Annotated in this window: 17 protein-coding genes and 2 pseudogenes; 14 read left to right on the plus strand and 5 right to left on the minus strand. The window is 73.9% G+C overall.

Going from position 1 to position 26,102, the window contains the following annotated elements; translation table 11 throughout:
* Window positions 1–151: 151 nt before the first annotated feature.
* A complete protein-coding gene (locus IH00_RS0108355; RefSeq protein WP_031071216.1) occupies window positions 152–574 on the minus strand; it encodes a YjbQ family protein in 423 nt (140 codons plus the stop codon).
* A gap of 81 nt (window positions 575–655) precedes the next feature.
* Between IH00_RS0108355 and IH00_RS0108360 the strand changes: the two genes are divergently transcribed.
* The 4 genes and pseudogenes from IH00_RS0108360 (at window position 656) to IH00_RS0108375 (ending at window position 6,045) form a co-directional block, all read left to right on the plus strand.
* Window positions 656–1,852 carry an NAD(P)/FAD-dependent oxidoreductase gene (locus IH00_RS0108360; protein WP_031071218.1) on the plus strand — a complete coding sequence of 399 codons (1,197 nt, stop codon included), beginning with the start codon at window positions 656–658 and terminating at the stop codon, window positions 1,850–1,852.
* Between the two features lie 18 nt (window positions 1,853–1,870).
* Window positions 1,871–3,213: pseudogene (locus IH00_RS37155) on the plus strand (2-oxoadipate dioxygenase/decarboxylase family protein).
* The gene (locus tag IH00_RS0108370) at window positions 3,210–4,754 is read left to right on the plus strand and encodes an L-piperidine-6-carboxylate dehydrogenase (protein ID WP_031071220.1); all 1,545 of its coding nucleotides are present in this window, start codon (window positions 3,210–3,212) and stop codon (window positions 4,752–4,754) included. Before IH00_RS37155 ends, IH00_RS0108370 begins: the two are co-directional and overlap by 4 nt.
* A 163-nt stretch (window positions 4,755–4,917) precedes the next feature.
* A complete protein-coding gene (locus IH00_RS0108375) occupies window positions 4,918–6,045 on the plus strand; it encodes an FAD-dependent oxidoreductase (RefSeq protein WP_267882551.1) in 1,128 nt (375 codons plus the stop codon).
* A gap of 29 nt (window positions 6,046–6,074) precedes the next feature.
* Here IH00_RS0108375 and mltG read toward each other — a convergent pair whose 3' ends face one another.
* Complete coding sequence (gene mltG, locus IH00_RS0108380; protein WP_031071224.1) at window positions 6,075–6,932, minus strand: endolytic transglycosylase MltG; 858 nt, start codon at window positions 6,930–6,932, stop codon at window positions 6,075–6,077.
* Between the two features lie 170 nt (window positions 6,933–7,102).
* On the opposite strand from mltG, the gene IH00_RS45030 reads away from it, so the two are divergent.
* Window positions 7,103–7,237: a hypothetical protein gene (locus IH00_RS45030; protein WP_267882552.1), complete on the plus strand. Its 135-nt coding sequence runs from the start codon at window positions 7,103–7,105 to the stop codon at window positions 7,235–7,237.
* A gap of 146 nt (window positions 7,238–7,383) precedes the next feature.
* Here IH00_RS45030 and IH00_RS0108390 read toward each other — a convergent pair whose 3' ends face one another.
* Window positions 7,384–9,192 (minus strand): ABC transporter ATP-binding protein, encoded by a 1,809-nt coding sequence (locus IH00_RS0108390; RefSeq protein WP_031071225.1) that lies wholly within the window; start codon window positions 9,190–9,192, stop codon window positions 7,384–7,386.
* Between the two features lie 158 nt (window positions 9,193–9,350).
* On the opposite strand from IH00_RS0108390, the gene IH00_RS0108395 reads away from it, so the two are divergent.
* Together IH00_RS0108395 and IH00_RS0108400 are read left to right on the plus strand one after the other, a co-directional pair.
* Window positions 9,351–9,833 carry a MarR family winged helix-turn-helix transcriptional regulator gene (locus tag IH00_RS0108395; RefSeq protein WP_031071226.1) on the plus strand — a complete coding sequence of 161 codons (483 nt, stop codon included), beginning with the start codon at window positions 9,351–9,353 and terminating at the stop codon, window positions 9,831–9,833.
* A gap of 106 nt (window positions 9,834–9,939) precedes the next feature.
* Window positions 9,940–12,867, plus strand: coding sequence for an FAD-binding and (Fe-S)-binding domain-containing protein (locus IH00_RS0108400; RefSeq protein ID WP_031071227.1), 2,928 nt, complete (start codon window positions 9,940–9,942; stop codon window positions 12,865–12,867).
* Between the two features lie 516 nt (window positions 12,868–13,383).
* Here IH00_RS0108400 and IH00_RS43920 read toward each other — a convergent pair.
* A pseudogene (locus IH00_RS43920) lies at window positions 13,384–13,941 on the minus strand (maleylpyruvate isomerase N-terminal domain-containing protein); the annotation flags it as partial.
* Window positions 13,942–13,979: 38 nt separating this feature from the next.
* On the opposite strand from IH00_RS43920, the gene IH00_RS0108410 reads away from it, so the two are divergent.
* On the plus strand, window positions 13,980–15,383 hold the full coding sequence (locus IH00_RS0108410; RefSeq protein ID WP_031071230.1) for a Gfo/Idh/MocA family protein: 1,404 nt from the start codon (window positions 13,980–13,982) through the stop codon (window positions 15,381–15,383).
* A gap of 50 nt (window positions 15,384–15,433) precedes the next feature.
* Here IH00_RS0108410 and IH00_RS0108415 read toward each other — a convergent pair whose 3' ends face one another.
* On the minus strand, window positions 15,434–17,083 hold the full coding sequence (locus IH00_RS0108415; RefSeq protein ID WP_031071232.1) for a peptide-N4-asparagine amidase: 1,650 nt from the start codon (window positions 17,081–17,083) through the stop codon (window positions 15,434–15,436).
* Between the two features lie 162 nt (window positions 17,084–17,245).
* Between IH00_RS0108415 and IH00_RS0108420 the strand changes: the two genes are divergently transcribed.
* The 6 genes from IH00_RS0108420 to IH00_RS0108445 all read left to right on the plus strand — a co-directional run bounded on the left by IH00_RS0108420 (window position 17,246) and on the right by IH00_RS0108445 (window position 26,077).
* Complete coding sequence (locus tag IH00_RS0108420; protein WP_052411269.1) at window positions 17,246–19,051, plus strand: ABC transporter transmembrane domain-containing protein; 1,806 nt, start codon at window positions 17,246–17,248, stop codon at window positions 19,049–19,051.
* Complete coding sequence (locus tag IH00_RS0108425; RefSeq protein ID WP_031071235.1) at window positions 19,048–20,829, plus strand: ABC transporter ATP-binding protein; 1,782 nt, start codon at window positions 19,048–19,050, stop codon at window positions 20,827–20,829. Before IH00_RS0108420 ends, IH00_RS0108425 begins: the two co-directional genes overlap by 4 nt.
* A gap of 300 nt (window positions 20,830–21,129) precedes the next feature.
* Window positions 21,130–22,497, plus strand: coding sequence for a cytochrome P450 (locus IH00_RS0108430; protein ID WP_158827747.1), 1,368 nt, complete (start codon window positions 21,130–21,132; stop codon window positions 22,495–22,497).
* A gap of 90 nt (window positions 22,498–22,587) precedes the next feature.
* Window positions 22,588–23,988 (plus strand): cytochrome P450, encoded by a 1,401-nt coding sequence (locus IH00_RS0108435; protein WP_052411270.1) that lies wholly within the window; start codon window positions 22,588–22,590, stop codon window positions 23,986–23,988.
* On the plus strand, window positions 23,985–25,037 hold the full coding sequence (locus IH00_RS0108440) for a terpene synthase family protein (protein WP_031071240.1): 1,053 nt from the start codon (window positions 23,985–23,987) through the stop codon (window positions 25,035–25,037). Before IH00_RS0108435 ends, IH00_RS0108440 begins: the two co-directional genes overlap by 4 nt.
* Window positions 25,034–26,077 (plus strand): polyprenyl synthetase family protein, encoded by a 1,044-nt coding sequence (locus IH00_RS0108445; protein ID WP_031071242.1) that lies wholly within the window; start codon window positions 25,034–25,036, stop codon window positions 26,075–26,077. Before IH00_RS0108440 ends, IH00_RS0108445 begins: the two co-directional genes overlap by 4 nt.
* Window positions 26,078–26,102: the final 25 nt, after the last annotated feature.

Raw genomic sequence — 26,102 nt, forward strand, 5'->3', positions numbered from 1 at the left:
CCGGTCGGCGACCCCGAGCAGGCGCCCCTCCGCAGCCACCGTACGAGCGCTCGATCTCGTCCGTGGTGGGACCGCCGCTTTGCTCTCCGTCGCCCGAGCACGAGGAGAGCGGTGTGTCGTGGTCAGGCGCGGGACGTCTGCAAGGCGCTGATCAGCTCAGGAAACTCAGCCGCACCTGGCGGTCGGGGTTGTCCTTGTTCGTGTCGACCACGCAGACGGACTGCCACGTGCCCAGGGCCATCTCGCCGCCGATGACAGGGATCGTGGCGTGCGGGGGGACCAGGGCGGGCAGGACGTGGTCGCGGCCGTGGCCGGGGCTGCCGTGGCGGTGCTGCCAGCGGTCGTCGGCGGGGAGCAGGGTGTGCAGGGCGGCCAGCAGGTCGTCGTCACTGCCGGCGCCGGTCTCCAGGATGGCCACGCCGGTCGTGGCGTGCGGGGTGAAGACGTTCAGCAGGCCGTCCCGGCCCGCCGCGACCTCCCGCAGGAAGGAGGCGCAGGCGCCGGTCAGGTCGTGGACCGTTTCCCTGGTGCCGGTGGTGATCCGCAGCGTACGAGTGGTGAATGCGTCGCTCATACCCCCCATGGTGTCACCGTGCCGGCGCGTCTCCCGCGAGGCGCCGTGGACGTGACGGGGCGTCGGCCTCACGATGGGGGGATGACCTTCGACGCCGCGTCGGGCGGCCCGGGTACGGCACCGCTGCCCGCGGCCGTCGACGTCGTGGTCGTCGGCGGGGGTGTCATCGGGGCGAGCATCGCCTTCCACCTGGCCGAGGCGCGCGCCGGGCGGGTGCTGCTGGTGGAGCGCGACACGCCTGCGTCGGGGTCCTCGGGCAAGCCCGTCGGCGGCGTGCGGGCGCAGTTCTCCGACCCCGTCAACGTACGGCTGGGGCAGCGCAGTCTGGAGGCGTGGCGGGCGTTCGGGGAGCGGCCCGGAGCCGATGTGGGGCTGGAGAGCGTCGGCTATCTCTTCCTCCTGGCGGACGAGGCCGAGGTGGAGACGTTCCGGCGGGGCATGGAGGTGCAGCACGCGTACGGCGTGCCGAGCCGGCTTCTGTCGCCGGGCGCGGCGCACGCGCTGTGCCCGTACGTCGACCCGTCGTCGTTCGTGGCGGCCGCCCACTCCCCCGCCGACGGGTACGCGCTGCCCGGCGCGGCCGTGCGCGGCTATCTTCGGGCCGCGGAGGCGCTCGGCGTGACCGTCCGCACCCGGTGCGCCGTCACGGGGGTCGAGACGTCCGGCGGGACCGTCCGCGCGGTCCGCACGACCGCCGGGACGGTGCGCACCGGGGCGGTGGTCTGCGCGGCGGGCGCCTGGTCGCGGGCGGTCGGCGCGATGGCGGGCGTGACGCTGCCGGTGACCCCGCTGCGGCGGCAGATCGCGCTGACCGGGCCGCTGGAGCCGGCCCCGCCGCGCGTGCCGTTCACCCTGGACTACGGCTCCACGCTGTACTTCCACAACGACGGTGCCGGCGGGCTCGTGCTGGGCATGTCCGACCCGCGCGAACAGCCGGGGTTCGGGCGGGAGGTCGGCGAGGAGTGGCTGGAGCTCTTCCGCGGGGCCGCGGCCCGGCGCGCGCCCTCGCTCGCGGACGTGCCCGTGACCGGCGGCTGGGCGGGCCTGTACGAGATGACACCCGACCGGAACGCGCTGATCGGCGAGGCGCGGGGCGTCAGCCGGTTCCTGTACGCGACGGGGTTCTCCGGGCACGGCTTCCTGCAGGCGCCTGCCGTCGGGGAGGTGGTGCGCGACCTGTACCTCGGCAGGAGCCCGGTGGTCGACGTGGGGCCGCTGACCGCCGAGCGCTTCGCCGGCCCGGCCACCGCGATGCGCACGGAGGCGCACGTCATCTGAGGAGTGCACATGGTTCCCGTGGTCCCCGCCTGGCGCTTGCGCGCCGCGTTCGCCCGCCGGCTCTCCGCGATGTACGGCGCCGAAGTCCCCGCGTACCGCACGCTGGTGCAGGTGGCGGGCCGGGTCAACGACGGCGTGCTGCGCGCGAGCGGGGCGGCGGCCGAGCGGCTCGGGAGCATCGAGCGGGTCACCGCGGAGCGGCACGGCGCGATCCGCGTCGGCACGCTGCGCGAACTGCGGCAGGTCGCGCAGGTGTTCGCCGCGCTCGGGATGGAGCCGGTCGGGTTCTACGACCTGCGGGACGCGCCGGACGGCGCCGTACCGGTGGTGTCCACGGCCTTCCGGCCGGTGCGGGCCGAGGAGCTGGCGCGCAATCCCTTCCGGGTCTTCACCTCGCTGCTGACCACGGGCGACCGGCGGTTCTTCGACGCGGGGCTGCAGGCACGGCTCGAGGGGTTCCTGGCGCGGCGGCGGCTGTTCCCGCCGGAGCTGCTGGAGCTGGCCGAGGCCGGCGAGCGGGAGGGCGGACTGCCCGAGGAGGCGGCGGAGCGGTTCCTGACGCTCGCGGTCGCCGCGTTCGAGCTGTCGCCGGAGCCCGTGGACCGGGCCTGGTACGGCGAGCTGGCGCGGGTGTCGGCGGTGGCGTCCGACATCGGCGGGGTCGCCAGCACCCACCTCAACCACCTCACGCCCCGGGTGCTCGACATCGACGAGCTGTACCGGCGCATGACGGACCGCGGCATCGCGATGATCGACCGGATCCAGGGGCCGCCGCTCCGGGAGGGACCGGAGGTGCTGCTGCGTCAGACGTCGTTCCGGGCGCTCGCCGAGCCGCGCGCGTTCCGCGAGCCGGACGGGACGGTGACGCGCGGGTCGCTGCGGGTGCGGTTCGGCGAGGTGGAGGCGCGTGGCGTCGCCCTCACCCGGGCCGGGCGGGCGCTGTACGACGAGCTGGCCGCCGAACCGGCCGGGGTGTGGGCCGCCCGCTTCCCGCGCACCGAACACGAGCTGGCCGTGGAGCGGCTGGCCTTCTTCACGTACGAGCCGGTCGCCGGCCGGCCGCGGGACGGGGCCCGGCCGCCGCGGGACCTCGCCGGGCTGCTCGGCGGCGGCTGGCTCGCCGCGCACCCGATCGTCCACGAGGACTTCCTGCCGCGCTCGGCGGCGGGCATCTTCCGGTCGAACCTCGACCACGCCGGGGCCCGTGACGCCGGGGCGCGGGCCACCGCGTACGACCGGGCGTGGCTGGCGGGGCGCTGGAACGGCCGGTGCACGACCCGTTCGCCCTCTGCGCCGCTCAGCAGGATCCCTCGCTGGCGCGCGCCCTGCACGCCCTCGACCTCCCGGAGGACCTCGTATGACCCGTTCGACCGTGCTGCCGAGCACCGACGACCTGCGTGCCCGCGCCGAGGACGCGTTGCGGCGCTGCGGCGCCCCGCTCCCCGACGGGGGTGACGCGGACGGCGGGATCGTCGTCCGTACGCCGGTGACGGGCGGGGTCCTGCGTGTGCTGCCCGCAGCGTCGCCGGACGACGTCGGCGCGGCGGTCGGCGCGGCCGCCGAGGCGTTCGGGCAGTGGCGTGCCGTCGCGGCGCCCGTCCGGGGCGGGCTGGTGAAGCGGTTCGGCGAGCTGCTCGCGGCGCACCGGGAGGACCTGGCGGAGCTGGTCACACTGGAGGCGGGCAAGATCCGCTCGGAGGCGCTCGGCGAGGTCCAGGAGATGATCGACATCTGCGACTTCGCGGTGGGTCTGTCCCGCCAGCTGTACGGCCGGACGATGGTGTCCGAGCGGCCCGGTCACCGGCTTTCCGAGACCTGGCACCCGCTGGGCGTGGTCGGGGTGATCTCCGCCTTCAACTTCCCGGTCGCGGTATGGGCCTGGAACACCGCCGTCGCGCTGGTGTGCGGCGACACGGTCGTCTGGAAGCCGTCGGAGCTGACGCCGCTGACGGCGCTGGCGTGCGACGCGCTGCTGGCGCGGGCGGCCGCCGAGGCGGGCGCCCCGGCGGGTGTGCACCGGCTGGTCCTCGGCGGGAGGGAGGCCGGGGAGCGGCTGGTGGACGATCCGCGGGTGGCGCTGGTCAGTGCCACCGGATCGGTGCGGATGGGGCGGGAGGTCGCGCCGCGGGTGGCCGCCCGGTTCGGGCGGTGCCTGCTGGAGCTGGGCGGCAACAACGCGGCCGTCGTCACCCCGTCGGCCGATCTCGACCTCGCCGTGCGGGGCATCGTCTTCTCGGCGGCGGGGACGGCCGGCCAGCGCTGCACCACGCTGCGCCGGCTGATCGTGCACCAGGACGTGGCCGAGCAGCTGGTGGAGAAGGTCGTCCACGCGTACGGGCAGCTTGCGGTGGGCGACCCGTTCGGCGCCGGGACGCTGGTCGGCCCGCTGATCGGTGAGCGGGCGCTGCGGGCGATGGGCGAGGCGCTGGAGGAGGCGCAGGCCGATGGCGGCAAGGTGCTGACGGGCGGGGAGCGGCTGCTGGCCGAGGCGGCTCCTGAGGCGGCGTACGTCCGGCCGGCGGTGGTGCGGATGCCGGCGCAGACGGCCGTCGTGCGGCGGGAGACCTTCGCGCCGGTCCTGTACGTGCTCACCTATCGCACGTTCGCCGAGGCGATCGCCCTGCACAACGGCGTGCCCCAGGGCCTGTCGTCGAGCATCTTCACGCGGGACCAGCGGGAGGCGGAGCGGTTCCTGTCGGCGGAGGGCTCGGACTGCGGGATCGCGAACGTCAACATCGGCACCTCGGGTGCCGAGATCGGCGGGGCGTTCGGCGGCGAGAAGGAGACCGGCGGCGGCCGGGAGTCGGGTTCGGACGCGTGGCGTGCGTACATGCGGCGGGCGACGAACACGGTGAACTACGGGGAGGACCTGCCGCTCGCCCAGGGCGTGCACTTCCTGTGAGGGGGAGCCCTTGTCACGGCGTGGACTCGTGAGGGCGTGCCTTTGTCAGGGCGTGGCGCGTGAGGGCGAGCCCTTGTCAGGGGGGCGGCCGGTGGCGACGCCCGCGGCGGGGCTCACCGGTCCCGCCGGGAAGATCCCCGGACCCGCACTGGTTGGTAGAACCGTGAACTACTACGTGGACATGGACGTCGTCGTCATCGGCGCCGGTCAGGCCGGCCTCTCCGCCGCGTACCACCTGCGGCGCGCCGGCCTGGAGCCCGACCGGGACTTCGTCGTCCTGGACCACGCTCCCCGGCCGGGCGGCGCCTGGCAGTTCCGCTGGCCCTCGCTCACGTACGGCAAGGTCCACGGCATGCACGCGCTGCCGGGCATGGAGCTCACCGGAGCCGACGAAGGCCGCCCCTCGTCGGAGGTGATCGGCGGCTACTTCGCGCGGTACGAGGAGGCGTTCGACCTGCGGGTGCACCGACCCGTCGACGTGACGGCGGTACGGGACGGCTCTGGCGGCCGGCTCCTCGTGGAGACCTCCGAGGGGACGTACGCGACCCGGGCGCTGATCAACGCCACCGGCACCTGGGACCGGCCGTTCTGGCCGCGCTATCCCGGTCAGGAGACCTTCCGCGGGCGGCAGCTGCACACCGCCGGCTACCCCGGTCCGCAGGAGTTCGCCGGGCAGCGGGTGATCGTGGTGGGCGGCGGGGCCTCCGGGACGCAGCACCTGATGGAGATCGCGGAGGTCGCGGCGGAGACCACCTGGGTGACCCGCCGGGAGCCGGTCTGGCGCGAGGGGCCGTTCGGGGAGGCAGAAGGGCGGGCGGCGGTCGCCCTGGTGGAGGAACGCGTACGCCGCGGCCTGCCGCCGCAGAGCGTGGTCAGCGTGACCGGGCTGCCGCTCACCGACGCCGTCGAGCGGGCGCGGGAGCGGGGGATCCTGGACCGGCTGCCGATGTTCGACCGGATCACCCCGACGGGCGTGGCCTGGGACCGGTTCCCCGGGCGCGACGGAGAGCCGGAGCGAGGGCGGACCGTCGACGCGGACGTCATCGTGTGGGCCACCGGTTTCCGTGCGGCCATCGACCATCTCGCACCGCTGCGGCTGCGCGAGCCGGGCGGCGGCATCCGGGTGGAGGGCACCCGCGCGGTGCGCGACGAGCGGGTGCACCTCGTCGGCTACGGTCCGTCAGCCTCGACCATCGGCGCGAACCGCGCCGGGCGGGCCGCCGTCCGCGACATCCGGCGGCTGCTCGACCGCGACGGCGACCGCCGCGACCGTGCCCCGGCAGCGGCCTGAGCCCTGTGCGGGGCCGGTGACCCGGGGTGTCAGCCCGCCACCGCGCCGCGCCGGGCCTCGTTGAACTCCTGCACGTTGCGCTGGTGCTCCGCGTAGTCGGCGGTGAAGCGCGTGTCCCCGGGCCGCACGGTGACGAAGTACAGCCAGTCGCCCGGCGGCGGGGCGATCGCGGCGTCCATCGCCTGCTCGCCCGGGTTGTCGATCGGAGTGGGCGGCAGGCCCTGGCGGTTGTACGTGTTGTACGGGCTGTCCATCCTGGTGTCGGCGTGCGACGTGTCGAGCGTGGAGCGGCCCAGCGCGTAGTTGAGTGTCGAGTCCATCTGGAGGGCCATGCCCTGGGTCAGCCGGTTGTAGACGACCCGGGCCACCTTGCCCATGTCCTCCACCGTGTCCGCCTCGGCCTGGACGATGCTCGCGATGGTCACCATCTGGTAGAGGCTCACCCCGTTGCGCTGCGTCCCGGCGCCGAGGCGGTCCACACCGAACCGCTCGTGGGCGGTGCGCACCATGTAGTCCAGCAGGCCCCGCGGGGTCGTCTTCTTGTACACCGGGTACGTGGCCGGGAACAGGAACCCTTCCGGGTTGCCCTGCGCGTCCGCCGGCAGCTTCAGCCGGCCGCTCTCGGCGACCTGGCGCGTGGTGCCGGAGGGTGCACCGAGTGCCTTGTCGACCGCGGAGTACACCTGTGTGGCGCGCCAGCCCTCCGGGATGAGCAGCATCTTCGGCTTCTCCGGGGGCGGCGGTGCGGGGGGCTCCCTGAGCAGCAGGAGCGGCACGAGCACGGCAGCGGCCGTGACGACGACCAGGCCGGCGGCGAGGGTCAGCCAGCCGCGGCGGGTCATCCGGAACCGGCGCCGGGGCGTGCCCTGCGGGGACTCGTTCACCATGCGGGCACGCTAACCCGCGACGTCCGCCGAACCCGGCAGCCTGCCGTGCCCGTGGCCCTCGACCACCGGGTCGGCCCTGAACAGACGAACGCGGGATCGGATGTTCGCCGGAACGTGTGATCGCATCGGGTTTTCCGTGCCGCGAGCGGGTGCGGCACATGATGCTGAGGGTGCGCAAGCGACGGGCTGCAGACCTCGGTTGCGTCGTCCCACACCTGCACGAAGCGCAAGGAGAACGCACCATCATGAACGTCCTCACCGATCTGCTCGCCGGCTTCCTCCACTTCGTCGGCTGGCTGGTCTGACACCACTCGCCACACAGCAGCCGCTGCTTCCCCGTCCCAGGGAGCAGCGGCTGCCGCTTTGGGAGGCTCGGCCCGGATCGGTTCGACGCCGGGGCCGGCGCCGGGGCCGTGGCCGGCCGAGGATCATCAGCCGGGGCCCGGCAGAGTCACGGTGCCGCGGGGGCGAGTTCCGCGTCGCCGCGGACCAGGGCGGCGTAGCGGCCGTCCAGTCGGAGGAGTTCGTCGTGGGTGCCGCGTTCCGCGATGCGGCCCTCGTCGAGGACGACGATCTCGTCGGCGTCCCGGACGGTGGAGAGGCGGTGCGCGATCGTCAGGGTGGTGCGGCCCGCGGAGAGGGCGTCGATGGCCTGCTGCACCGCGTGCTCCGTCCGGGTGTCGAGGGCGCTGGTGGCCTCGTCCAGGATGAGGACCGGCGGATCGCGCAGGATGGTGCGGGCGATGGCGAGGCGCTGCTTCTCACCGCCGGAGAACCGGTATCCGCGCTCGCCGACGAGGGTGTCGTACCCGTCGGGGAGCGACGCGATGTGGTCGTGGATCTGCGCCGCCCGCGCGGCCGCGTGGATCTCCTCGTCGGTGGCGTCGGGGCGGGCGAAGCGCAGATTGTCGGCGACGGAGGCGTGGAAGAGGTAGGTCTCCTGGGAGACGACGCCGACGGCCCGGGCGAGGGTGTCGAAGTCCAGGTCGCGTACGTCGACGCCGTCAAGGGTGACGCGGCCCGAGGTGACGTCGTACAAGCGGGGCACCAGATAGCTGAGCGTGGACTTGCCGGAGCCGGTGGGGCCGACGACGGCGAGGCTGCCGCCCGCCGGGACGGTGATGTCGATGCCGCGGAGCGTCTCGCCGCTCTTCTCGTCGTACCGGAAGTCGACGTCGTCGAAGCGGATCTCGCCGCGGACGGTGTCGAGGCGGACCGGGTCCTCGGGCTCGGTGATGTCGACGGGCAGGTCGAGGTACTCGAAGATCCGCTGGAAGAGCGCGAGCGAGGTCTGGATCTCGACTCCCGTGGACAGCAGGCTGACGGCCGGGCGGAACAGCCCCTGCTGGAGCGAGACGAAGGCGACGAGCGTTCCGATCGAGATGGCGGCGCCACCGGCCTGGAGGGCGAGCCCGGCGGCCCAGTAGATCAGCGCGGGCATGGCGGCCATGACGATGCCGATGGTGGACATGCGCCACCGCCCGGCCATCGAGGAGCGCACTTCGAGGTCGACGAGGCGCTCGGACTCGGCGGCGAACGAACGGGTGAGGGAGTCGGCGCGGCCCATGGTGCGGCCGAGGAGGATGCCGCTGACCGAGAGCGACTCGGTGACGGTGGCGGCCATCGCGGCCATCTGCTTCTGGCGCTGCGTCGTGATCCTCTTGCGCTCACGGCCGACCCGGCGGCTGATCCACACGAACACCGGGAGGAGCAGGAGGGAGACGCAGGTGAGCCGCCAGTCCAGGGCGAGCATCGCGACCACGGTCGCCACCACGGCGGTGAGGTTGGAGACGAGCGAGGTGGCCGTGGAGGTGACGGTGGCCTGCATGCCGCCGATGTCGTTGGCGATCCGGGACTGCACCTCACCCGTGCGCGTACGGGTGAAGAAGGCGAGCGGCATGCGCTGGAGCTGGTCGTAGACGGCGGTGCGCAGGTCGTGCATGACGCGCTGGCCGACCGTCGTGGAGATCAGCGTCTGCAGGACGCCGAAGACGCTGGTGACCACCGCGGTGAGAATCATGCCGAACGCGAGCAGCGTGAGCAGACCGGTGCGGCCCTGCGGGATGGCGGTGTCGAGGATCTCGCGCAGCAGGAACGGTGAGGCGACCGTGACCAGCGAGGAGGCCGCGACGAGCAGCCCGACGACGGCGAGCCGGGCGCGGTAGGGGCGGAAGAGCCGCAGGATCCGCCGGATCTGGGCCGGCGGCTGCTCCGGATCGGGCGGTGGTGGTGTCCAGGTGGACTCGGCGTGGATGCGCATGGGCTCCTCGGGGCCGGCGCGGCCGCACGGGGCGAGACGCGCAGTCGCGGGTGTGGGCGGACGCGGCGAGACTCTTCACGTACGCCCGGTCAGCGTTTCAGAGCATAGCTCATTGTTACCTGACTTCACAATGAGCGTGATCCTGATAGTCTGCCGTCATGGATTCCCCCGACGCCGACGGCGTGGTGGCCGAGCAGCTGCTGCGGCTGACCCGCCGGCTCCACCGCAGCCAGCAGCGACAGCTGGAGACGGCCGGCATCGCCATCACCCCCGCACAGTCCCGGCTGCTGCGGATCCTCGCCCACTACGACCGCCCGCCCCGCATGGCCGACCTGGCGGCGCGGCTCGAAGTCGTGCCGCGGGCCGTGACGAGCCTGGTCGACGGGCTGGAGGCGAGCGGCCGGGTGCGGCGCGCCCCCGATCCGGACAACCGCCGGGTGATACGGATCGAGCTGACCGACACCGGCCGGGACACGCTGCGGCGGCTGCGCAGCGCGCGCCGGGCGGCCGCAGAGGACATCCTGGCTCCGTTGACCGCCGAACAGCGCGAGGAGCTCGGCGGGCTGCTGTCCGCCCTGGTCGACGGGGATCAGGCTGCGGCGCGGGCGTGCGGCGAGGAGGAGACCGTCCGGAGGTCCTGAGCGATCGCGGGCCCCGCACGCTCCACCGCCGGCGCACGTCGCGGCGCACGCCCCGGCGCCCGGTGCGGCAGCGGTGAAGCGAGGTTCGACGTGAGGGGACCGTGTCATGCCGCTGCTGGAGCCGAATCCGGACGCTCTGCGCCCCCGTGCCCGGCGCACGCCGGCCGCCGACCGGGTGCCCGACCTGGTGGCGCACGGTTCACCCGGACGGCTCCGCGACGAACTGGGCGCGCTCCTCGGCCCCGGCAAGGTGCTGTGGCGGATCACGGACCTCGTCCGGTACGCGTCCGACGCCAGCCCGTACCGCTTCGTGCCGCAGATCGTCGTGGTCGCCGAGACCCGCGACGACGTCGCGGCCGTCCTGTCCTACGCGCACGACAAGGGCCGTGAGGTGGTCTTCCGGGCCGCCGGGACGAGCCTGAACGGACAGGCGCAGGGCGAGGACATCCTGGTGGACGTGCGCCGGCACTGGGTGGGCGTCGAGGTGCTGGACGGCGGCGCCCGTGCCCGTGTCCGGCCGGGCACCACCGTCGCCCGCGTCAACGCCGCCCTCGCCCGCTACGGCCGGGTGCTCGGCCCCGACCCGGCGAGCGCCGTGGCCTGCACCGTGGGAGGCGTCGTCGCCAACAACGCCTCCGGCATGACGGCCGGCACGGCCCGCAACGCGTACCGCACGCTCTCCTCGCTCACCGCCGTCCTGCCGTCGGGCACCGTCGTCGACACCGCCGACCCGGCCGCCGACGCGCACCTCGTACGGACGGAGCCCGCGCTGTGCGCGGAACTGCTCGCGGTCAAGGCCGTGATCGAGGCCGACGCGGAGCTGACGGCCCGTATCCGCGCGAAGTACCGGCTGAAGAACACCAACGGCTACCGGCTGGACGCGTTCCTCGACGGCGCCACGCCCGTCCAGATCCTGCGCCGGCTGATGGTGGGCTCCCAGGGCACGCTCGGCTTCCTCTCTGAGGTCGTCCTCGACACGCTGCCACTGGATCGCGAGACGGCCACCGCCCTGCTGTTCTTCCCCTCCCTGCCGGCAGCCGCGGCCGCCGTGCCGCTGTTCACCGAGGCCGGGGCGCTCGCCGTCGAGCTGATGGACGGCCATGCGATGCGCGCCTCGGTGAGCGTGGCGGGAGTCCCCGCCGACTGGGCGGAACTGCCCCCGGGGACGGCCGCGCTGCTGGTGGAGTTCCGCGCCCCCGACCTGGCGGCCCTGGAGTCCCGCGAGCGGGCGGCCGAGGAGGTGCTGGCGGGCCTGGAGCTCGTGGCGCCGGTCGCCTCGGTGACCAACCGGTTCACCCGGGACCCGGTGGCCATCGACGGCTACTGGAAGGCGCGCAAGGCGTTCGTCACCGCGGTCGGCGGCGCCCGCCCGCCCGGGACGACCCTGATCACCGAGGACTTCGCGGTCCCGCCGGCGCGGCTGGCCGAGGCCTGCGAGGCGCTCCTCGAGCTCCAGTCGGAGCACGGTTTCGACGCGGCCGTCGCGGGCCACGCCGCCCACGGCAACCTCCACTTCCTGCTGGCCTTCGACGCCGCCGACCCGGCCGATGTGGACCGCTACGCCGCCTTCATGGACGCCTTCTGCCGGCTGACCGTCGAACGGTTCGACGGCTCGCTGAAGGCCGAGCACGCCACCGGCCGCAACATCGCGCCGTTCCTGGAGCTGGAGTGGGGGCCGAAGGCCACCGGGCTGATGTGGCGCATCAAGCGGGCCTTCGACCCCGAAGGGGTGCTGGCGCCACGGGTCGTCCTCGACCGCGACCCCCGCGCGCACCTGCGCGGGCTGAAGACCATCCCCCGGGTCGAGGCGCTCGCCGACGCGTGCATCGAGTGCGGCTTCTGCGAGCCGGCCTGTCCCAGTTCCGGAGTGACGACCACGCCCCGTCAGCGGATCGTGCTGCGCCGGGAGATGATGCGGCAGCCGGCCGGCTCACCGGTCGAGGACGCCCTGGTCGAGGCGTACGGCTACGAGGCCGTGGACACCTGCGCCGGTGACGGGGTCTGCCGGCTGGCCTGCCCGGTGGGCATCGACACCGGAGCGCTGATGAAACGGCTGCGGCACCGGCGGCACTCCGCCCGCGAGGAACGGGTGGCGGCGCTGGCCGCCCGCAACTTCGCAGTGGTGGAGGCCGCGGCCCGGGTCGCCCTGTCGGCCGCCGGAGGCGCCGGCGACCGGCTGACGGCGACGGTCACGGGCCTGGCGCGCAGGGTGGTCCGGCCGGACGTCGTCCCCGCCTGGCTCCCGGAGGTGCCCGGCGCGGCGCCCGCCCGGCTGCCGCGTACGGAGCGCACCCCCGCGGTCGCCGTCTACTTCCCGGCCTGTGTGAACCGGATCTTCGGCGAGCCGGACGGGGTCGACGGCCCGTCGCTGCCGCAGGCCCTGGTCGCGCTGTCCGCGCGGGCGGGCAGGCCGGTGTGGATCCCGGACGACGTGGCGGGCACCTGCTGCGCCACCGTCTGGCACTCCAAGGGGTACGAGGAGGGCGCCCGCGTGATGGCGAACCGCGTGGTCGAGGCCGCCTGGGGGTGGACGGCCGGCGGGCGGCTCCCGGTCGTCGTCGACGCCTCGTCCTGCGCACTGGGCCTCGCCCGCGAGATCGTGCCGTACCTGACCGACTCGAACCGTGAGCTGCACGGCGAGCTGACGGTGGTCGACTCGCTCGTCTGGGCCGCGGACGAGCTGCTGCCGCAGCTGCGGATCCTGCGCAGGGCGGGCTCGGCGGTGGTCCATCCGACCTGCTCGATGCGGCACCTCGGCGACGACGACCGGCTCACGGTGCTCGCCGGGGCGTGCGCCGAGGAGGTGGTGGTGCCCGACGACGCGGGGTGCTGCGCCTTCGCCGGCGACCGGGGCCTGCTGCACCCGGAGCTGACGGAGTCGGCGACGGCCCGGGAGGCGGCCGAGGTGAGGGCCCGCCCCTTCGACGCGTACCTCAGCGCGAACCGCATGTGCGAGATCGGGATGGAGCACGCGACGGGCCGTCCGTACCACTCGGCGCTGCTGGCTCTGGAGCGCGCGACCCGGCCCGGCTGACCGGCCGGGCCCCGGATGCCAGGAGGGCTCACCGGAGGCGGCCTGCCCGGCGGGCGGCCGCGCCCTCGGGCCGGTCCTGCTCTTCGGCCCCTGCCCGACTCGCGCTGTTCGGCACGTGCGTCCCCAGGGTCGTCCCCGCGAAGTCCCGTCCGCCCGACGGGCGGACGGCGCTGCTGTGCGCGGCCCTCCAGAGGGCGTCTCGTTCGGATCGCGCCGGGCTCGTGACGCACCCTGATCCAGGCGAAAGCCCTGGCCGAAGAGCGGGAAGCGGGCGGCGTCGGGGCCCAGCAGGTCGCGTTCCGCCGCGGTCAGGGGGACGCGACCGGTCGCGGCGCGCGCAGAGTGCTCGTCGTCCCAGGCCGGCGGCATCCGGCGGCCGAGCAGCCCGTCGAGGGTGGCGCGGACCGCGGCCGGGCCGGCGGCCGACGGGCGTGCGGCGGTGGGCAGTTCGCGGACGAGGTCGAGGTGGTGGACGGTGGCCTCCACCGTGAGGGTGGTCATCAGGTCGGCCGCGGTCAGTACATGGCCCTGGGTGGACACGAACTGCCGGGGGTCGGCCGCGGCGGCGGCCCGTACGGTGGCGGCGGCCGTCCCGGTGCACAGCTCCTGGAGCTGGGCGAAGTCCAGGAACATGCCGGCGCTGACCCGGACCCAGCGCCGGCCGTTCGCGGCACCCGCCGTGCCGGGCCGCCAGTCCCGCCAGTAGGTGACCGCGTCGCGGTCCGCCGGGCCGGGGGCCGGGGTGTGCAGGGCGACCAGCCCGCGGCGGGCGTCCTCCAGGCAGTGGAAAGCCAGGTCGCGGACCGCCCAGCCCGTGCAGTCGGTGGGGAGCCGGGACTCCTCGTCACCGAGGGGTGCGAGCACGGCAGTCAGGGCCTCGTAGGCGGCGCGCAGGGCCACGGCCGGCTCCGCGCCCTCGGAGGAGGCGTCGGTCATGGGCACCAAGGCTGGAAGGGGCACCCGTGCCGGTGACGGCGGACGGCCGATGTTTGTCCATGGGCTCGCGACGAGAGTCCAAACCGGCGCACTTGCGCACCACCCGTCCCGGCGGACAGGGTCCTGTGCGGAATTCATGGACCAGCCACGCACGCACCTCACGTACTGGAGGTTCGATGAACGACGCAGCACCCGGGAACCACGGCGCGCCCAGCCGCCGTTCCGTCCTGCGGAGCACGGCCGGGGTGGCGGGCGCCGCCGGACTGGGCCTCGGCGCAACGAGCGGCGCCGCGGCCGCGGACGGTCCGGCCGGGGCACCCGCTCCCCCGCGCCAGGGCCGCACCATGGCGGATGTGCCCTTCGAGCGGCGCTCCACCGTACGCGTCGGGATCATCGGCCTCGGCAACCGCGGCGGCAGCATGATCGACCTCTTCCTCGCGCTGCCGTGGGTACGCGTGGTAGCCGTCTGCGACCCCGTCAGGGCCAAGGCGGAGGGGGCGTCCGCCAAGGTGGTGAAGGCGGGCCAGCCGTCGCCGGCCGTCTACACCGCCGGCGAGGACGACTACGCGAACCTCTGCGGGCGCGGCGACGTCGACTTCGTGTACGTGGCCACCCCGTGGGACTCCCACTTCGAAATGGCGCGGGCGGCGATGCTGGGCGGCAAGCACGTCGGCGTGGAGTGCCCCGTCGCGATGCGTCTGGACGAGCTGTGGGCCCTGGTCGACCTGTCCGAGCGCACCCGCCGCCACTGCATGCAGCTGGAGAACTGCTGCTACGGCAGGAACGAGATGCGCGTGCTGCGGATGGCACACGCCGGGGTGTTCGGTGAACTGCTGCACGGCGCGGGCGCGTACAACCACGACCTGCGGGAGCTGATGTTCTCGCCCACGTACTACGAGGGGCCGTGGCGGCGGCTGTGGCACACCCGGCTGCGCGGCGACCTCTACCCCAACCACGGGTTCGGCCCGGTGGCCACCTACATGGACGTCAACCGCGGCGACCGAGCCGTCAGCATCAGCAGCTTCGGTACGCCCGCGCTCGGTCTGGCCGAGTACCGGGAGGCGCACATGCCGCCCGGTGATCCGAGCTGGAAGGAGACGTACGTCAGCAGCGACCGCACCGTCAGCATGGTGCGGACGGCCAAGGGCCGGGTGATCCGGCTGGAGCACGACGTGTCGACGCCGCACCCGTACAGCAGGATCAACAGCCTGGGCGGCACGAAGGGCGTCTTCGAGGACTACCCGGCGCGGATCTACGTCGAGCCGGACCACAAGGGCCACCAGTGGGGGGACTTCTCGGCGTACGCCGCCGAGTTCGACCACTGGCTGTGGAAGGAGCACGCCAATCCGCCGGGCGGGCACGGCGGCATGGACTACATCATGGTCTTCCGGCTGATGCAGTGCATGCGGCTCGGTCTGGTCCCGGACTTCGACGTGTACGACGCGGCGACCTGGACGGCGCCGGTGCCGCTGAGCCACGCCTCCCTGAGGGCGAAGGGCGCGCCGCAGCAGATCCCGGACTTCACGCGGGGCGAGTGGAGGAAACCGCGGTCCGGGCTGGATTCCGTCAAGCCCGGGTGAGCGGGGGCGCGGGGCCCGGTCGTCGCCCGGGGCCCCGCGCACCGGCGCCGTCAGCAGCGGCGGCGGTCCTCCGTCAGCATGCCCTGCGCCGTCTGCAGGGTCCGGTCGTGGCAGCCCGCCGAGCCGTGCAGCCGGTAGCGCTCGGACGTGGTGCCCACCGCGTGCCGCTGGTCGCGCGGCACGTTCGCGGTGTACGTCGCGTCACCCGCGTAGGCGTCGTCGAGCCGGGACCACGCGAGCGGCCTGCCGCCCCGCAGGGTCACGGTGCCGGCGCGGTCGCCGAGTGCGAGGACGGTGCGCAGCCGGTCCCCGGCGCCCAGGGTGGTCTCGCCGTCCATGGTGTACGTCCGGTGGGTACGCGTGCTGGTCGCGCCGCGGGTGACGGTCTCGTCGTCCCTCCAGCGGGCCGTCAGCGCGTCGCGGTTCTCCCCGTCGGTCCAGCGGTGGGCGGAGGTGTGGGCGAGCGCGCGGGTCACGGTGGTGGTGACGCGGCCGTGCGAGGTGTCGAGGTGTCCGGCGACGGTGAGGCGGTGGCGGGCCGTGGTGTCGACGCGGTGCTCGGTACCGGGGGTGTACAGCGAGGAGCCGGCGGGCGTGCTCTCCTCGTGGCGGGTCAGGGCGCCGGTGACGACGGCGCGGCCCTCGTCCTGCCAGACCAGCACGTTGGTGGGCGTGGACCAGCCGGGCTGTCCGGCCGGGACACCGGCGACGGAGACCTCGACGCGGTGCGGCCGGCCGTCGTTCAGCCGCGCGGCGAAGGGCGTCAGGTCGTAGACGACCGGCTTGACGTCGAAGGCGCGCGGGCCGGGGGTGACGTACCAGAGGAACGGGTTGGACCAGCCGCCCGTCCAGACCGTCGGGAAGGGCGTGGCGATGCCCGCGAGCCGTCCGTCCACGCTGATCCGCACGTGGCGGTCGGGACCGCCGGCGGCCTTGCAGGAGTAGGGGGCGGCGTCGGGCACGGTCATGTACCAGTATTCCTCGCAGCCGCCGCCCGAGCCGGTGGCGTACACCTCGGCGAGGATGCGTTCGGTGTTGCGCGGGGTGGTGAGGGCGGGGGTGGCGAGCGGGATCACCCGGTCGGGGACGTCGGCGGCGGCCGGTGGCCGGCCCGCGTAGAAGGTGAGGGTCACCGTGACGTCGATGACGCCGGTGTAGGTGTCGTCGACGACGTTGCCGATGAGCATCTCGACGGGCTGCGGCCGGCGCAGGGTGTCGCTGTAACGGGTGATGTCCTTCTCGACCGACCAGGTGATGCCCTCCGGGGAGGGCTGGGGCGTGGAGGTGCGGAGGACCTCGACACCGCCGATGGCGAGGTGGCCGAGGCGGTCGTACTGGCGGCCCTTGACGGTGCCGTCGAGTCGCAGGACCACCGCGCTCCACCGCCCGCCGCAGTCCTCCGGGGGCGCGTAGGCGCCGCGGTACGGCGTGAAGTCGCGGAACCGCGCCCGGGCGACGGTCATGTCGCAGGAGCGGGTTCCGGCCGGGCGGACGACGGGCGGGGCGGCGGTGAGGGGATCGTGCCAGTCCGTGCCGAACTCGGCGGGCGGCTGTCGCGGCGGGGCGGCGGACGTCCCGGTGTCCGAGGCTGCGGTGGCGGGGGTGGCGGCGGCCGCCACCGGAGTCGCGGTGGGGCAGAACAGGGCCGCCAGGGCGAGGGCGGGCACCGCGAGCATGCTCATGACGTTCCGTGGTCTCATGGGGGGCGAGTGAAGCGTGCGCCACCGCCGCCCGCCAGACAGGGCGGTGGACCTTGGCGCGTTCTGCGCGTCGTGCCGGAAAATCGATTGCCGACGCCCCGGCCGTGAGGCGAACCTTGCACGGTTTCCCCCGCCGGCCGCCGATGAGATCCCTGGGGCGTCATGCAGATCCACCACCTTCCGTACGCCGATCCAGGTGACCCCGACGTACGGTCGGGCACGCGTTTCCTGCTCTGGCTCGGGCGCAACCAGCTCGGCGGGCAGCTGATGTCCCTCGGCTGGGGCCTGCTGCACCAGCTCGGCATCGCGGGGCTCCCGCTCGCCGTGGGCCTGGCGGTGCAGGCCGTCGTGGACGGTTCCCCGGGCGACCTCGTCCTCGCCGGCGGCGTGCTGGCTCTGCTCGGCGCGGCCATCTCGGTGGGCGACACGATGATGCACCGCACCGCCGTCACCAACTGGATCACCGCCGCCGCCCGGGTCCAGCAACTGCTGGCCCGTAAGACCGCCGAGCTCGGTTCGCTGCTGTCCCGGCGGGTCGCCGCGGGCGAGGTCGTCGCCGTCTCCACCGGTGACGTGGAGAGGATCGGCTGGTTCGTCGAGGCGCTGTCGCGGTTCGGCGCGTCGGCCCTCACGCTGATCGTGGTGTGCGTCGGTCTGCTGCTCTACGAGCCGGCGCTCGGCGCGGTCGTGGCCGTCGGCATCCCGGTACTGGCGCTGGCCGTGCTGCCGCTGCTGCCCCGCGCCACCCGGCGCGCCGACATCCAGCGGGAGAAGGCGGGCCACGCGACCGAGCTGGCCTCGGACACCGTCGCCGGGCTGCGCGTGCTGCGCGGCATCGGCGGTGAGGAGCTGTTCCTCGGCCGCTACCGGGCGGCCTCCCAGGAGGTCCGCCGAGCGGCGGTGCGCAGCGCCCGCATGTGGGCGCTGATCGCGGCGATCCAGGTGGTGCTGCCGGGCCTGCTGCTGATCGGCGTGGTGCTGTACGGGGCGAAGCTCGCGCTCGACGGCCGGATCGCGGTCGGTGAACTGGTCACCGTCTACAGCGCGGTCACCCTGACGCACTATCCGCTGCGGACGTTCGAGGAGATCGCGATGGCCTTCTCCTTCTCCCGGCCCTCCGCGAAGCGCGTGGCGCGCGTGCTGTCCCTCACGCGCACGGTGACGTCCACCGACGCCCACCCCCGGTCGCCGCGCGGGGACCTGTACGACCCGGTGACCGGACTGCGCGCGCCGCAGGGCCTGTTCACCGCGGTGGTGTGCGGGGACCCGGATGCGGCGGGGAGGCTGGCCGACCGGCTCGGCGGGCACCCGGCCGAGGACGCCGACGGCGCCGGCGGCCATGTGTCGGTCCTCCTCGGCGGCGTGCCGCTGGACGAGCTGCCGCTCGACGAGGCGCGCACCGCCGTCCTCGTACAGGACAAGGACCCGGTGCTGCTGTCGGGCACCCTGCGGGAGTTGCTGGACGTGCCGTCGTCCGGAGCCGTGAGCGCCGCCGAGGCGCTGGAGGCGGCGCAGTGCGGGGACGTCCTCGATGCGCTCGCCCAGGGACCCGCGGACAGCGGCGGCGACCCGATGCGGACCCGGATCACCGAGCGGGGCCGGTCACTGTCCGGCGGGCAGCGCCAGCGGCTCGCGCTGGCCCGGTCGCTGGTCACCGACCCGGAGGTGCTGGTGCTGGACGAGCCGACGTCGGCGGTGGACTCGCACACCGAGGCACGGGTCGCCGCCGGCGTCGCACGGCTGCGCACCGGCCGTACGACGGTGGTGCTGGCCTCGTCGCCGCTGCTGCTGGACCGGGCGGACCGGGTGGTGCTGGTCCATGAGGGCGAGGCGGTGGCGGTGGGCACGCACCGCGAACTGCTGGCGGGCGAGCCGCGGTACAGGGCCGTGGTCACCCGCGAGACCGACGACGAGCGTGCCGGGACGGTGCGCGGACACGAGCTGGTGCACATCGAGGAGAACGCATGATCGGCATGGCGCCACCGGAGTACGACCCGGCGGCCCCGGAGTCCGCGACGACGCTGCCCGTCGGCACCGCGGCGACGGTCCGCGCGTACGTGGCCGGGCTGCTGCGACGGCACCGCACGGCCTTCACCGTGCTCGTCGCCGTCAACGCGGTGGCCGTCATCGCCTCGATGGCGGGGCCCTACCTGCTCGGCTCGGTGGTCGAGCGGCTCGCGGACGGCTCACGCGAGCTGCATCTTCCCCTGACGGCCGGCCTGTTCGCCGCCGCGCTGGTCGTGCAGACGGTGTTCGTACGGCTGGTGCGGCTGCGCGGCGCCATGCTGGGCGAGGAGATGCTGGCGGACCTGCGCGAGGACTTCCTCGTCCGGTCGGTGGGGCTGCCGCCCGGTGTGCTGGAGCGGGCCGGGACGGGCGACCTGCTGTCGCGGATCACCACCGATGTGGACCGGCTGGCGAACGCCATGCGGGAGGCCGTGCCGCAGCTCGCCATCGGTGTGGTGTGGGCGGGGCTGCTGATCGGCGGGCTGGCGGTGACCGCCCCGCCGCTGGCCCTGGCGATCCTGGTGGCGGCGCCGCTGCTGATCGCGGGCTGCCGCTGGTACTTCCGGCGTGCGCCGTCCGCGTACCGCTCGGAGGCCGCGGGGTACGCGGCGGTCGCCGGCGTGCTCGCCGAGACGGTGGACGCGGGCCGCACCATCGAGGCGCACCGGCTGGGGGCGCGGCGGATCGCCCTGTCGGAGCAGCGCATCAAGGAGTGGACGGCGTGGGAGCGCTACACGCTCTTCCTGCGTTCGGTGCTCTTCCCGGTCATCAGCGTGACGCACACGACGGTGCTCGCCGCGGTCCTGCTGATCGGCGGCTTCTTCGTGCTGCGCGGCTGGCTGGACGTGGGGCAGCTGACGACGGGCGCGCTGCTGTCGCAGATGCTGGTGGAGCCGGTCGGGATCATCCTGCGCTGGTACGACGAACTCCAGGTGGCCCAGGTGTCGCTGGCGCGCCTGGTGGGCGTGCGGGAGATCGAGCCGGACGCCGGGGACGCGACGGTACGGCCCGAGGGGCGCGAGGTGCGGGCGGAAGCGGTGCGCTTCGGGTACCGCGAGGGTGTGGACGTGCTGCACCGGGTGTCGATGGACGTGGCACCCGGCACGCGGCTGGCGCTGGTCGGACCGTCGGGCGCGGGCAAGTCCACCCTGGGCCGGCTGCTCGCCGGGATCTACGCCCCGCGCGAGGGCCGGGTCACGCTCGGCGAGGCCGAGCTGTCGAGGATGCCCGCGGAGCAGGTGCGCCGGCACGTGGCGCTGGTCAACCAGGAGCACCACGTCTTCGTGGGAACCCTGCGGGACAACCTGCTGCTGGCCCGGGCGGGCGCGCGGGACGAGGAGCTGTGGGCGGCGCTGGCGGCGGTGGACGCCGACGTGTGGGCGCGGGCGCTGGCGGACGGTCTGGACACGGAGGTCGGCTCCGGCAGGGCGGCGCTCACCCCCGCGCAAGCGCAGCAGGTGGCGCTGGCGCGCCTGGTGCTGGCCGACCCGCACACCCTGGTCCTGGACGAGGCGACGTCGCTGCTGGACCCGCGGGCGGCCCGGCATCTGGAGCGGTCGCTGGCGCGGGTGCTGGACGGGCGTACGGTCGTGGCGATCGCGCACCGGCTGCACACCGCGCACGACGCCGACCTGATCGCGGTCGTCGAGGGCGGCCGGATCAGTGAACTGGGCAGCCACGACGAATTGGTGGCGGCGGACGGCGCGTACGCGTCGCTGTGGCGCTCCTGGCACGGGTAGGGCGTTCCGGCCTCGTTTCCCGGCACGGGCGGGCCGTTGCCGGCACGGGCGATCCGCACGGGCCTCGTTTCCCGGCACGGGCCGGGCGTTCGTCCGCCGTACGTCCCGGCCCGGTCGGCGCCTTCCCGAAAGCCCCGGAGCAGGCGGCGGCGAAATGCCCGGATCGCCGCCGCCCGGGAGGTCGGGACGTTTTTCCGGTGGCCCACCTGACATACCGGCCGCCCTTCTGTCGACACCCGAATGTGCGGGCTGACAGGCTGTCGGGCGACCAGGCCGGCCAGTATGCACGGGGGGTACCGAATGACCGCGCCGACGCGCAGCGAGGGCGTATCGGGTAATTCCCCGATACCGTCCCTGGGTTTCCGCGACAACGTCTCGGGAATTCTCGCCGCCCGCCGTGACCAATTGGGTTTCATCCAGTATGCGGCCGCCCAGGGGGACATCGTCCGGATGCGGCTGGGCGGGCTCCCGATGGTGCTGATCAATCACCCGGACTACTTCCAGCACGTGCTGGTGGACGCGCACGCCCATTACGACAAGGACAATTTCCTCTACCGCGCGGTGCAGACCGTCTTCCGCGGCGGACTGGTGTCCAATCCGGGCGGGGAGCGCTGGCGTGTGCGGCGCCGCATGATGCAGCCCTCGTTCAACCGCGGCAGCATCGTCGACTTCACGCCCGGGATGACCGAGCTGACCGGCGGCCTGCTGCGCAAGTGGGCGGACCGGCGCGATCCCGGGGCGGTGGTGGACGTCTCCGGCGACATCGGCGACCTGACGCTGAAGATCGTGCTGCGCTCGCTGTTCGGTGTGGAGGCGGGAGCCGACGTCCGGGCGTTCGAGCGGAACTTCCTGGAGCTCAACACCATCGTCGGCAACTTCTTCCGGATGCCCTTCCCGCCGCTGGGGCGCCGCCCGCGGCTGCGGGCGCTCATCCAGGAGATGGACGACTTCGTCGACCGGCTGATCCGGGCCCGGCAGGCGGACCCGCAGGAACGGCGCGACCTGTTCGCGGCGCTGCTGAACGGGACGCACGGCCCGGACGGCGGCGTGTTCACCCAGGAGGAGCTGCTCGGCGAGATCCTCTCCACGATCGTCTCCGGGTACGAGACGTCGAGCCATTCCATCGCGTGGGTGTTCTACCGGCTGGCCCGGCACCCGGAGGTCCAGCACCGGGTGCAGGAGGAGGTCGACCGGGTCCTGGAGGGACGGGTACCGACGCTGGAGTCCCTGGCGAGGATGCCCTACACCCGCATGGTCATCGACGAGACCCTGCGGCTGCACACGCCCGCCTGGCAGACGATGCGCCGGGCACTGCGCGACGACGAGATCGGCGGATACCGCGTGCCCCGCGGGTCGAGCGTCTACCTGAACTTCCTCACCTATCACCGCCACCCGGGTTTCTGGCCCGACCCGGAGCGCTTCGACCCCGAGAGGTTCACCCCGGAGAACTCGGCGCGGCGGCCCCGCAACGTGTACCAGCCGTTCGGCAGCGGCCCCCGCTTCTGCATCGGCAAGTACTTCGCGCTCACCGAGATCCACCTCGTCACCGCGATGCTCGCGCAGCTCTTCACCGTGTCGGTGCCCGCGGGCCAGCCGCCCGTCGGTTTCGCGCCCCTCGTCACCCTGCACCCCAAGGGCGGGATCCGGCTCCACCTCACCCCCCGGTGACCGGCCGCGCCCGCGCGGCAGCGTCCCACGACCCGCCGTCCGGCACCGCCCGGCCCTGGCCCCCAGACCACATCGATGAACGGGGAACCGATGTCCTCACGCCCGACCGCGCCCACCGTGGGCCGGCCGACCGGCACCCGAGAGATCCCGACGATCCGCCGCAGGGACGGACTGGGCGGGACGCTCGCCTTCCGCAACGACCCGCTGCACTTCCTCGGGGCGGGACTGGAGCGGTACGGCGACATCTTCCGCTTCCGGCCGCTGGGCATCCCCATCGTGATGGTCAACCACCCGGACCACATCCGGCACATCCTCGTCGAGAAGGGGGAGAGCTACGACAAGGACGCCGTGCTCTTCCGCGTGGTGCGGCCGGTCCTTCGGCAGGGCCTGATCGCCAACGCCGACATGGAGCTGTGGCGCCGGCAGCGGCGGATGATGGCTCCGCACTTCACCCCCCGGACGGTCGGCAACTTCGCCCGCAACATGACCGACGAGACGGCTCTGATGCTCCAGCGCTGGGAGCGGCGGCCGGGTGACGTCCTGGACGTCACCGACGAGATCGGCCAGCTCGCGCTGCGCATCGTCAACCGGTCGCTGTTCAGCGCCGAAGTGGGCGCCACGGCGCAGGCGTTCGAGCGGGCGTTCGGCACCGCCAATGCCATCCTGGGCGCCTTCTTCCGCTTCCCGTTCCCGCCACTGAACGTCCCCACCCCCCGCAGCCGCAAGCTGCACCGGGCGATCGACGAGATGGACACCTTCGTCTCGACCTTCATCCGGGCGAGGCTGGCCGAGGACACCCCCGCGGGCGAGGACGCCGACCTGCTCACCCTGCTGCTCCACTCGGTGGACGAGGAGGACGGCAAGGGGATGGACCTGGAGCAGCTGCACCACGAGGTGCTGAACATCTGCATCGGCGCCTACGAAACCACCACCAACACCCTGTCGTGGGCCTTCTACCTGCTCGCGCGGCACCCGGAGGTGGAGGCGAAGCTGCACGCCGAGGTGGACGCCGCCCTGGGCGGGCGGTCCGTCCCGTCGTTCGAGGACCTCCCCGCGCTGCCGTACACCCGGATGGTCATCGACGAGACGCTGCGGATCTACTCCCCCGCCTACCAGTTCATGCGCCGGGCGCGCGAGGAGGACACCGTCGGCGGGTACCGGGTGCCGGCCCACACCAACATCCTGGTCAACAGTTACTTCCTGCACCGGCACCCGGACTTCTGGGAGGAGCCGGAGCGCTTCGTGCCGGAGCGGTTCACGCCCGAGGCGATCGCCGCCCGCCCCAAGCACGTCTACACGCCCTTCGGTGCCGGCCACCGGATCTGCATCGGCAAGCACTTCGCCCTGACCGAGCTGATCCTCGTCCTGGCCACGGTGGCCCGCCGCTACCGGCTGACCCTGCCGGACGCCACCACCGAAGTGGTGCCCGAGGCCCTGATCACCCTGCACCCCAAAGGCGGGATCCACCTGCGACTGGAGGAGCGCCGATGACCGCCGAGCGAACGGGCACCCCCGCGAGGACGCGCATACGCGAGCTCCACTGCCCCCTGCCGCACCGGGTGAACCCGCACGCCGAGGAGGCCCGCCGGCACCTGAGCCACTGGGTGGGGACGGTGGGTCTCATCCAGCGGGAGTCGGCCAGGCGGCGTTTCGAGCACGCCGACTTCGGCTGGTTCGCCTCGGTGGTCTACCCGACGGCCGACGAGGAGGGCATCGCGCTGATGGCGGACTGGTTCGCCTGGCTGTTCCTGGTCGACGACCAGCTCGACGACGGCGCGTTCGGCCGGAACCCGGAGCACGCGGGCCAGGTGGTCGCCGGGATGCGCGCCGTCCTGGAGAGCGCGGACCACGGTGAGGCCGCGGCGCGCCGGACCGGCCTGCCGACGGCGGTCTCGTCCCTCGCGGACCTGTGGCGGCGCACCGCGCCCGGGATGCCCGCGGCGTGGCGGCACCGCTTCGTGCGGCATCTGGAGGACTGCCTCACCGCCGCGGCGGTGTGGGAGGCGGGCAACCGGGTGCGCGGCATCGTGCCCGAGGAGGACGACTACATCGAGAACCGGCGCCACACCGGGGCGATCTACGTCTGCATGGACCTCATCGACGTCGTGGAGCGACTCGACGTGCCGGTGGGACTGTACGACAGCGACGCGTTCCGGGAGGCGCTGGATGCGGCGTGCAATGTGGTCTGCTGGACCAACGACATCTACTCACTCGAGAAGGAACGTTCTCTCGGTGAGGTGCACAACCTGGTGCACGTCGTGCAGCACCACCGCGGGCTGGACGCACAGCAGGCGATGGACCACGTCTGCGAGGCCACGTCCGCGGAGACCCGCCGGTACCTGAGCCTGGAGGAGCGGCTGTTGCACTGCCATCCGGAGCACTCCGCAGTGCTCGTCCCGTACGTCTCCGGCATGAGGACCTGGATCCGCGGCAACCTCGACTGGTCGAGCCGCACCAAGCGGTACCGGGCGGATGCCGGAGCGCCCGTACCGCAGCCCGCGGCCTACCTGGAGCCCGACCTGGTGGTGGCCGACCGATGACCACGACCGTCACCACCACGGACACGTCGGACGCCTGGGAGGTGCTGCGGCGGGCCGGCGAGCTGACCGGTCCACGGATCCGCACGGCCCTCGACCGGCTCGGTGAGCCGGCCCGTACCGTCGCCCGCTACCACTTCGGATGGTGCGACGCGGACGGCCGGCCGGCCGACGCGGGGTGGGGCAAGGGGCTGCGCGGCGCACTGGTCCTGGGCGGTGCCCGGGCCGTGGGCGGCGACGCCGGGGCGGCGCTCCCGGCGGCCGCCGCGGTGGAGCTGGTGCACAACTTCTCGGTGCTCCACGACGACGTCATGGACCAGGACGCCACCCGGCGGGGCCGGGCCACGGCCTGGACCGTGTTCGGTAGCGCCCAGGCGGTGCTGGCCGGAGACGCGATGCTGGTGCTGGCGGTGCAGGAGCTGGCGTCCGCCCCGCCTCCCGCCCACCACTGCGCGGCCGCGCAGGAGCTGTGCCGCGCGCTGCTGGAGCTGGTCGCCGGCCAGAGCTCCGACCTCGCCTTCGAGCAACGCGCGGACGTGGGGCTCGACGAGTCGATGACCATGGCGGCGGGCAAGACCGCGGCGCTCTTCGCCGGCGCGTGCGGCCTCGGTGCCATCGCCGCCGGGGGCTCCGCCCGGCAGGTCGAGGCACTGCGGGGCTTCGGCCATCATCTGGGCCTGGCGTTCCAGATCGTGGACGACCTGCTCGGCATCTGGGGCGACACCCGTGCCACCGGAAAGCCGGTCGGAGCGGATCTGCGCCGGCGCAAGAAGTCCCTGCCGGTCGTCGCGGCACTCGGCAGCGGGACGCCCGCCGGCCGGCGGCTGGCCGAGCTGTACGGCGACGAACGCCCGATGGAGGCCGCCGACGTGGTGCGGGCGACCGCCCTGGTCGAGGAGGCCGGCGGCCGCCGCTGGGCCGTCGACGAGGCGGCCCGGCGGCAGTCCGCGGCCCTGGACCGGCTGACCGAGGCCGCCCCCGACGCACACGCCGCCCACGGTCTGCGGTCCCTGGTGGACCTGGTCACGCAGCGCAGCCGCTGACCGGGGCCCGGCCGGGGCGCCACCG

Source organism: Streptomyces sp. NRRL S-118 (assembly GCF_000716335.1).
In the GTDB taxonomy this organism is placed as follows: Bacteria; Actinomycetota; Actinomycetes; order Streptomycetales; family Streptomycetaceae; genus Streptomyces.

Excerpts from the sequence above, each read along its gene's own strand:
- IH00_RS0108425 (WP_031071235.1), top strand. The coding sequence starts at position 19,048 with ATGATCGGCATGGCGCCACCGGAGTACGACCCGGCGGCCCCGGAGTCC.
- IH00_RS0108415 (WP_031071232.1), bottom strand. The coding sequence starts at position 17,083 with ATGAGACCACGGAACGTCATGAGCATGCTCGCGGTGCCCGCCCTCGCC.
- IH00_RS0108400 (WP_031071227.1), top strand. The coding sequence starts at position 9,940 with ATGCCGCTGCTGGAGCCGAATCCGGACGCTCTGCGCCCCCGTGCCCGG.
- IH00_RS0108410 (WP_031071230.1), top strand. The coding sequence starts at position 13,980 with ATGAACGACGCAGCACCCGGGAACCACGGCGCGCCCAGCCGCCGTTCC.
- IH00_RS0108445 (WP_031071242.1), top strand. The coding sequence starts at position 25,034 with ATGACCACGACCGTCACCACCACGGACACGTCGGACGCCTGGGAGGTG.
- IH00_RS0108395 (WP_031071226.1), top strand. The coding sequence starts at position 9,351 with ATGGATTCCCCCGACGCCGACGGCGTGGTGGCCGAGCAGCTGCTGCGG.
- IH00_RS0108430 (WP_158827747.1), top strand. The coding sequence starts at position 21,130 with ATGACCGCGCCGACGCGCAGCGAGGGCGTATCGGGTAATTCCCCGATA.
- mltG (WP_031071224.1), bottom strand. The coding sequence starts at position 6,932 with ATGGTGAACGAGTCCCCGCAGGGCACGCCCCGGCGCCGGTTCCGGATG.
- IH00_RS0108370 (WP_031071220.1), top strand. The coding sequence starts at position 3,210 with ATGACCCGTTCGACCGTGCTGCCGAGCACCGACGACCTGCGTGCCCGC.
- IH00_RS0108390 (WP_031071225.1), bottom strand. The coding sequence starts at position 9,192 with ATGCGCATCCACGCCGAGTCCACCTGGACACCACCACCGCCCGATCCG.
- IH00_RS0108435 (WP_052411270.1), top strand. The coding sequence starts at position 22,588 with ATGTCCTCACGCCCGACCGCGCCCACCGTGGGCCGGCCGACCGGCACC.
- IH00_RS0108440 (WP_031071240.1), top strand. The coding sequence starts at position 23,985 with ATGACCGCCGAGCGAACGGGCACCCCCGCGAGGACGCGCATACGCGAG.
- IH00_RS0108355 (WP_031071216.1), bottom strand. The coding sequence starts at position 574 with ATGAGCGACGCATTCACCACTCGTACGCTGCGGATCACCACCGGCACC.
- IH00_RS0108360 (WP_031071218.1), top strand. The coding sequence starts at position 656 with ATGACCTTCGACGCCGCGTCGGGCGGCCCGGGTACGGCACCGCTGCCC.
- IH00_RS0108420 (WP_052411269.1), top strand. The coding sequence starts at position 17,246 with ATGCAGATCCACCACCTTCCGTACGCCGATCCAGGTGACCCCGACGTA.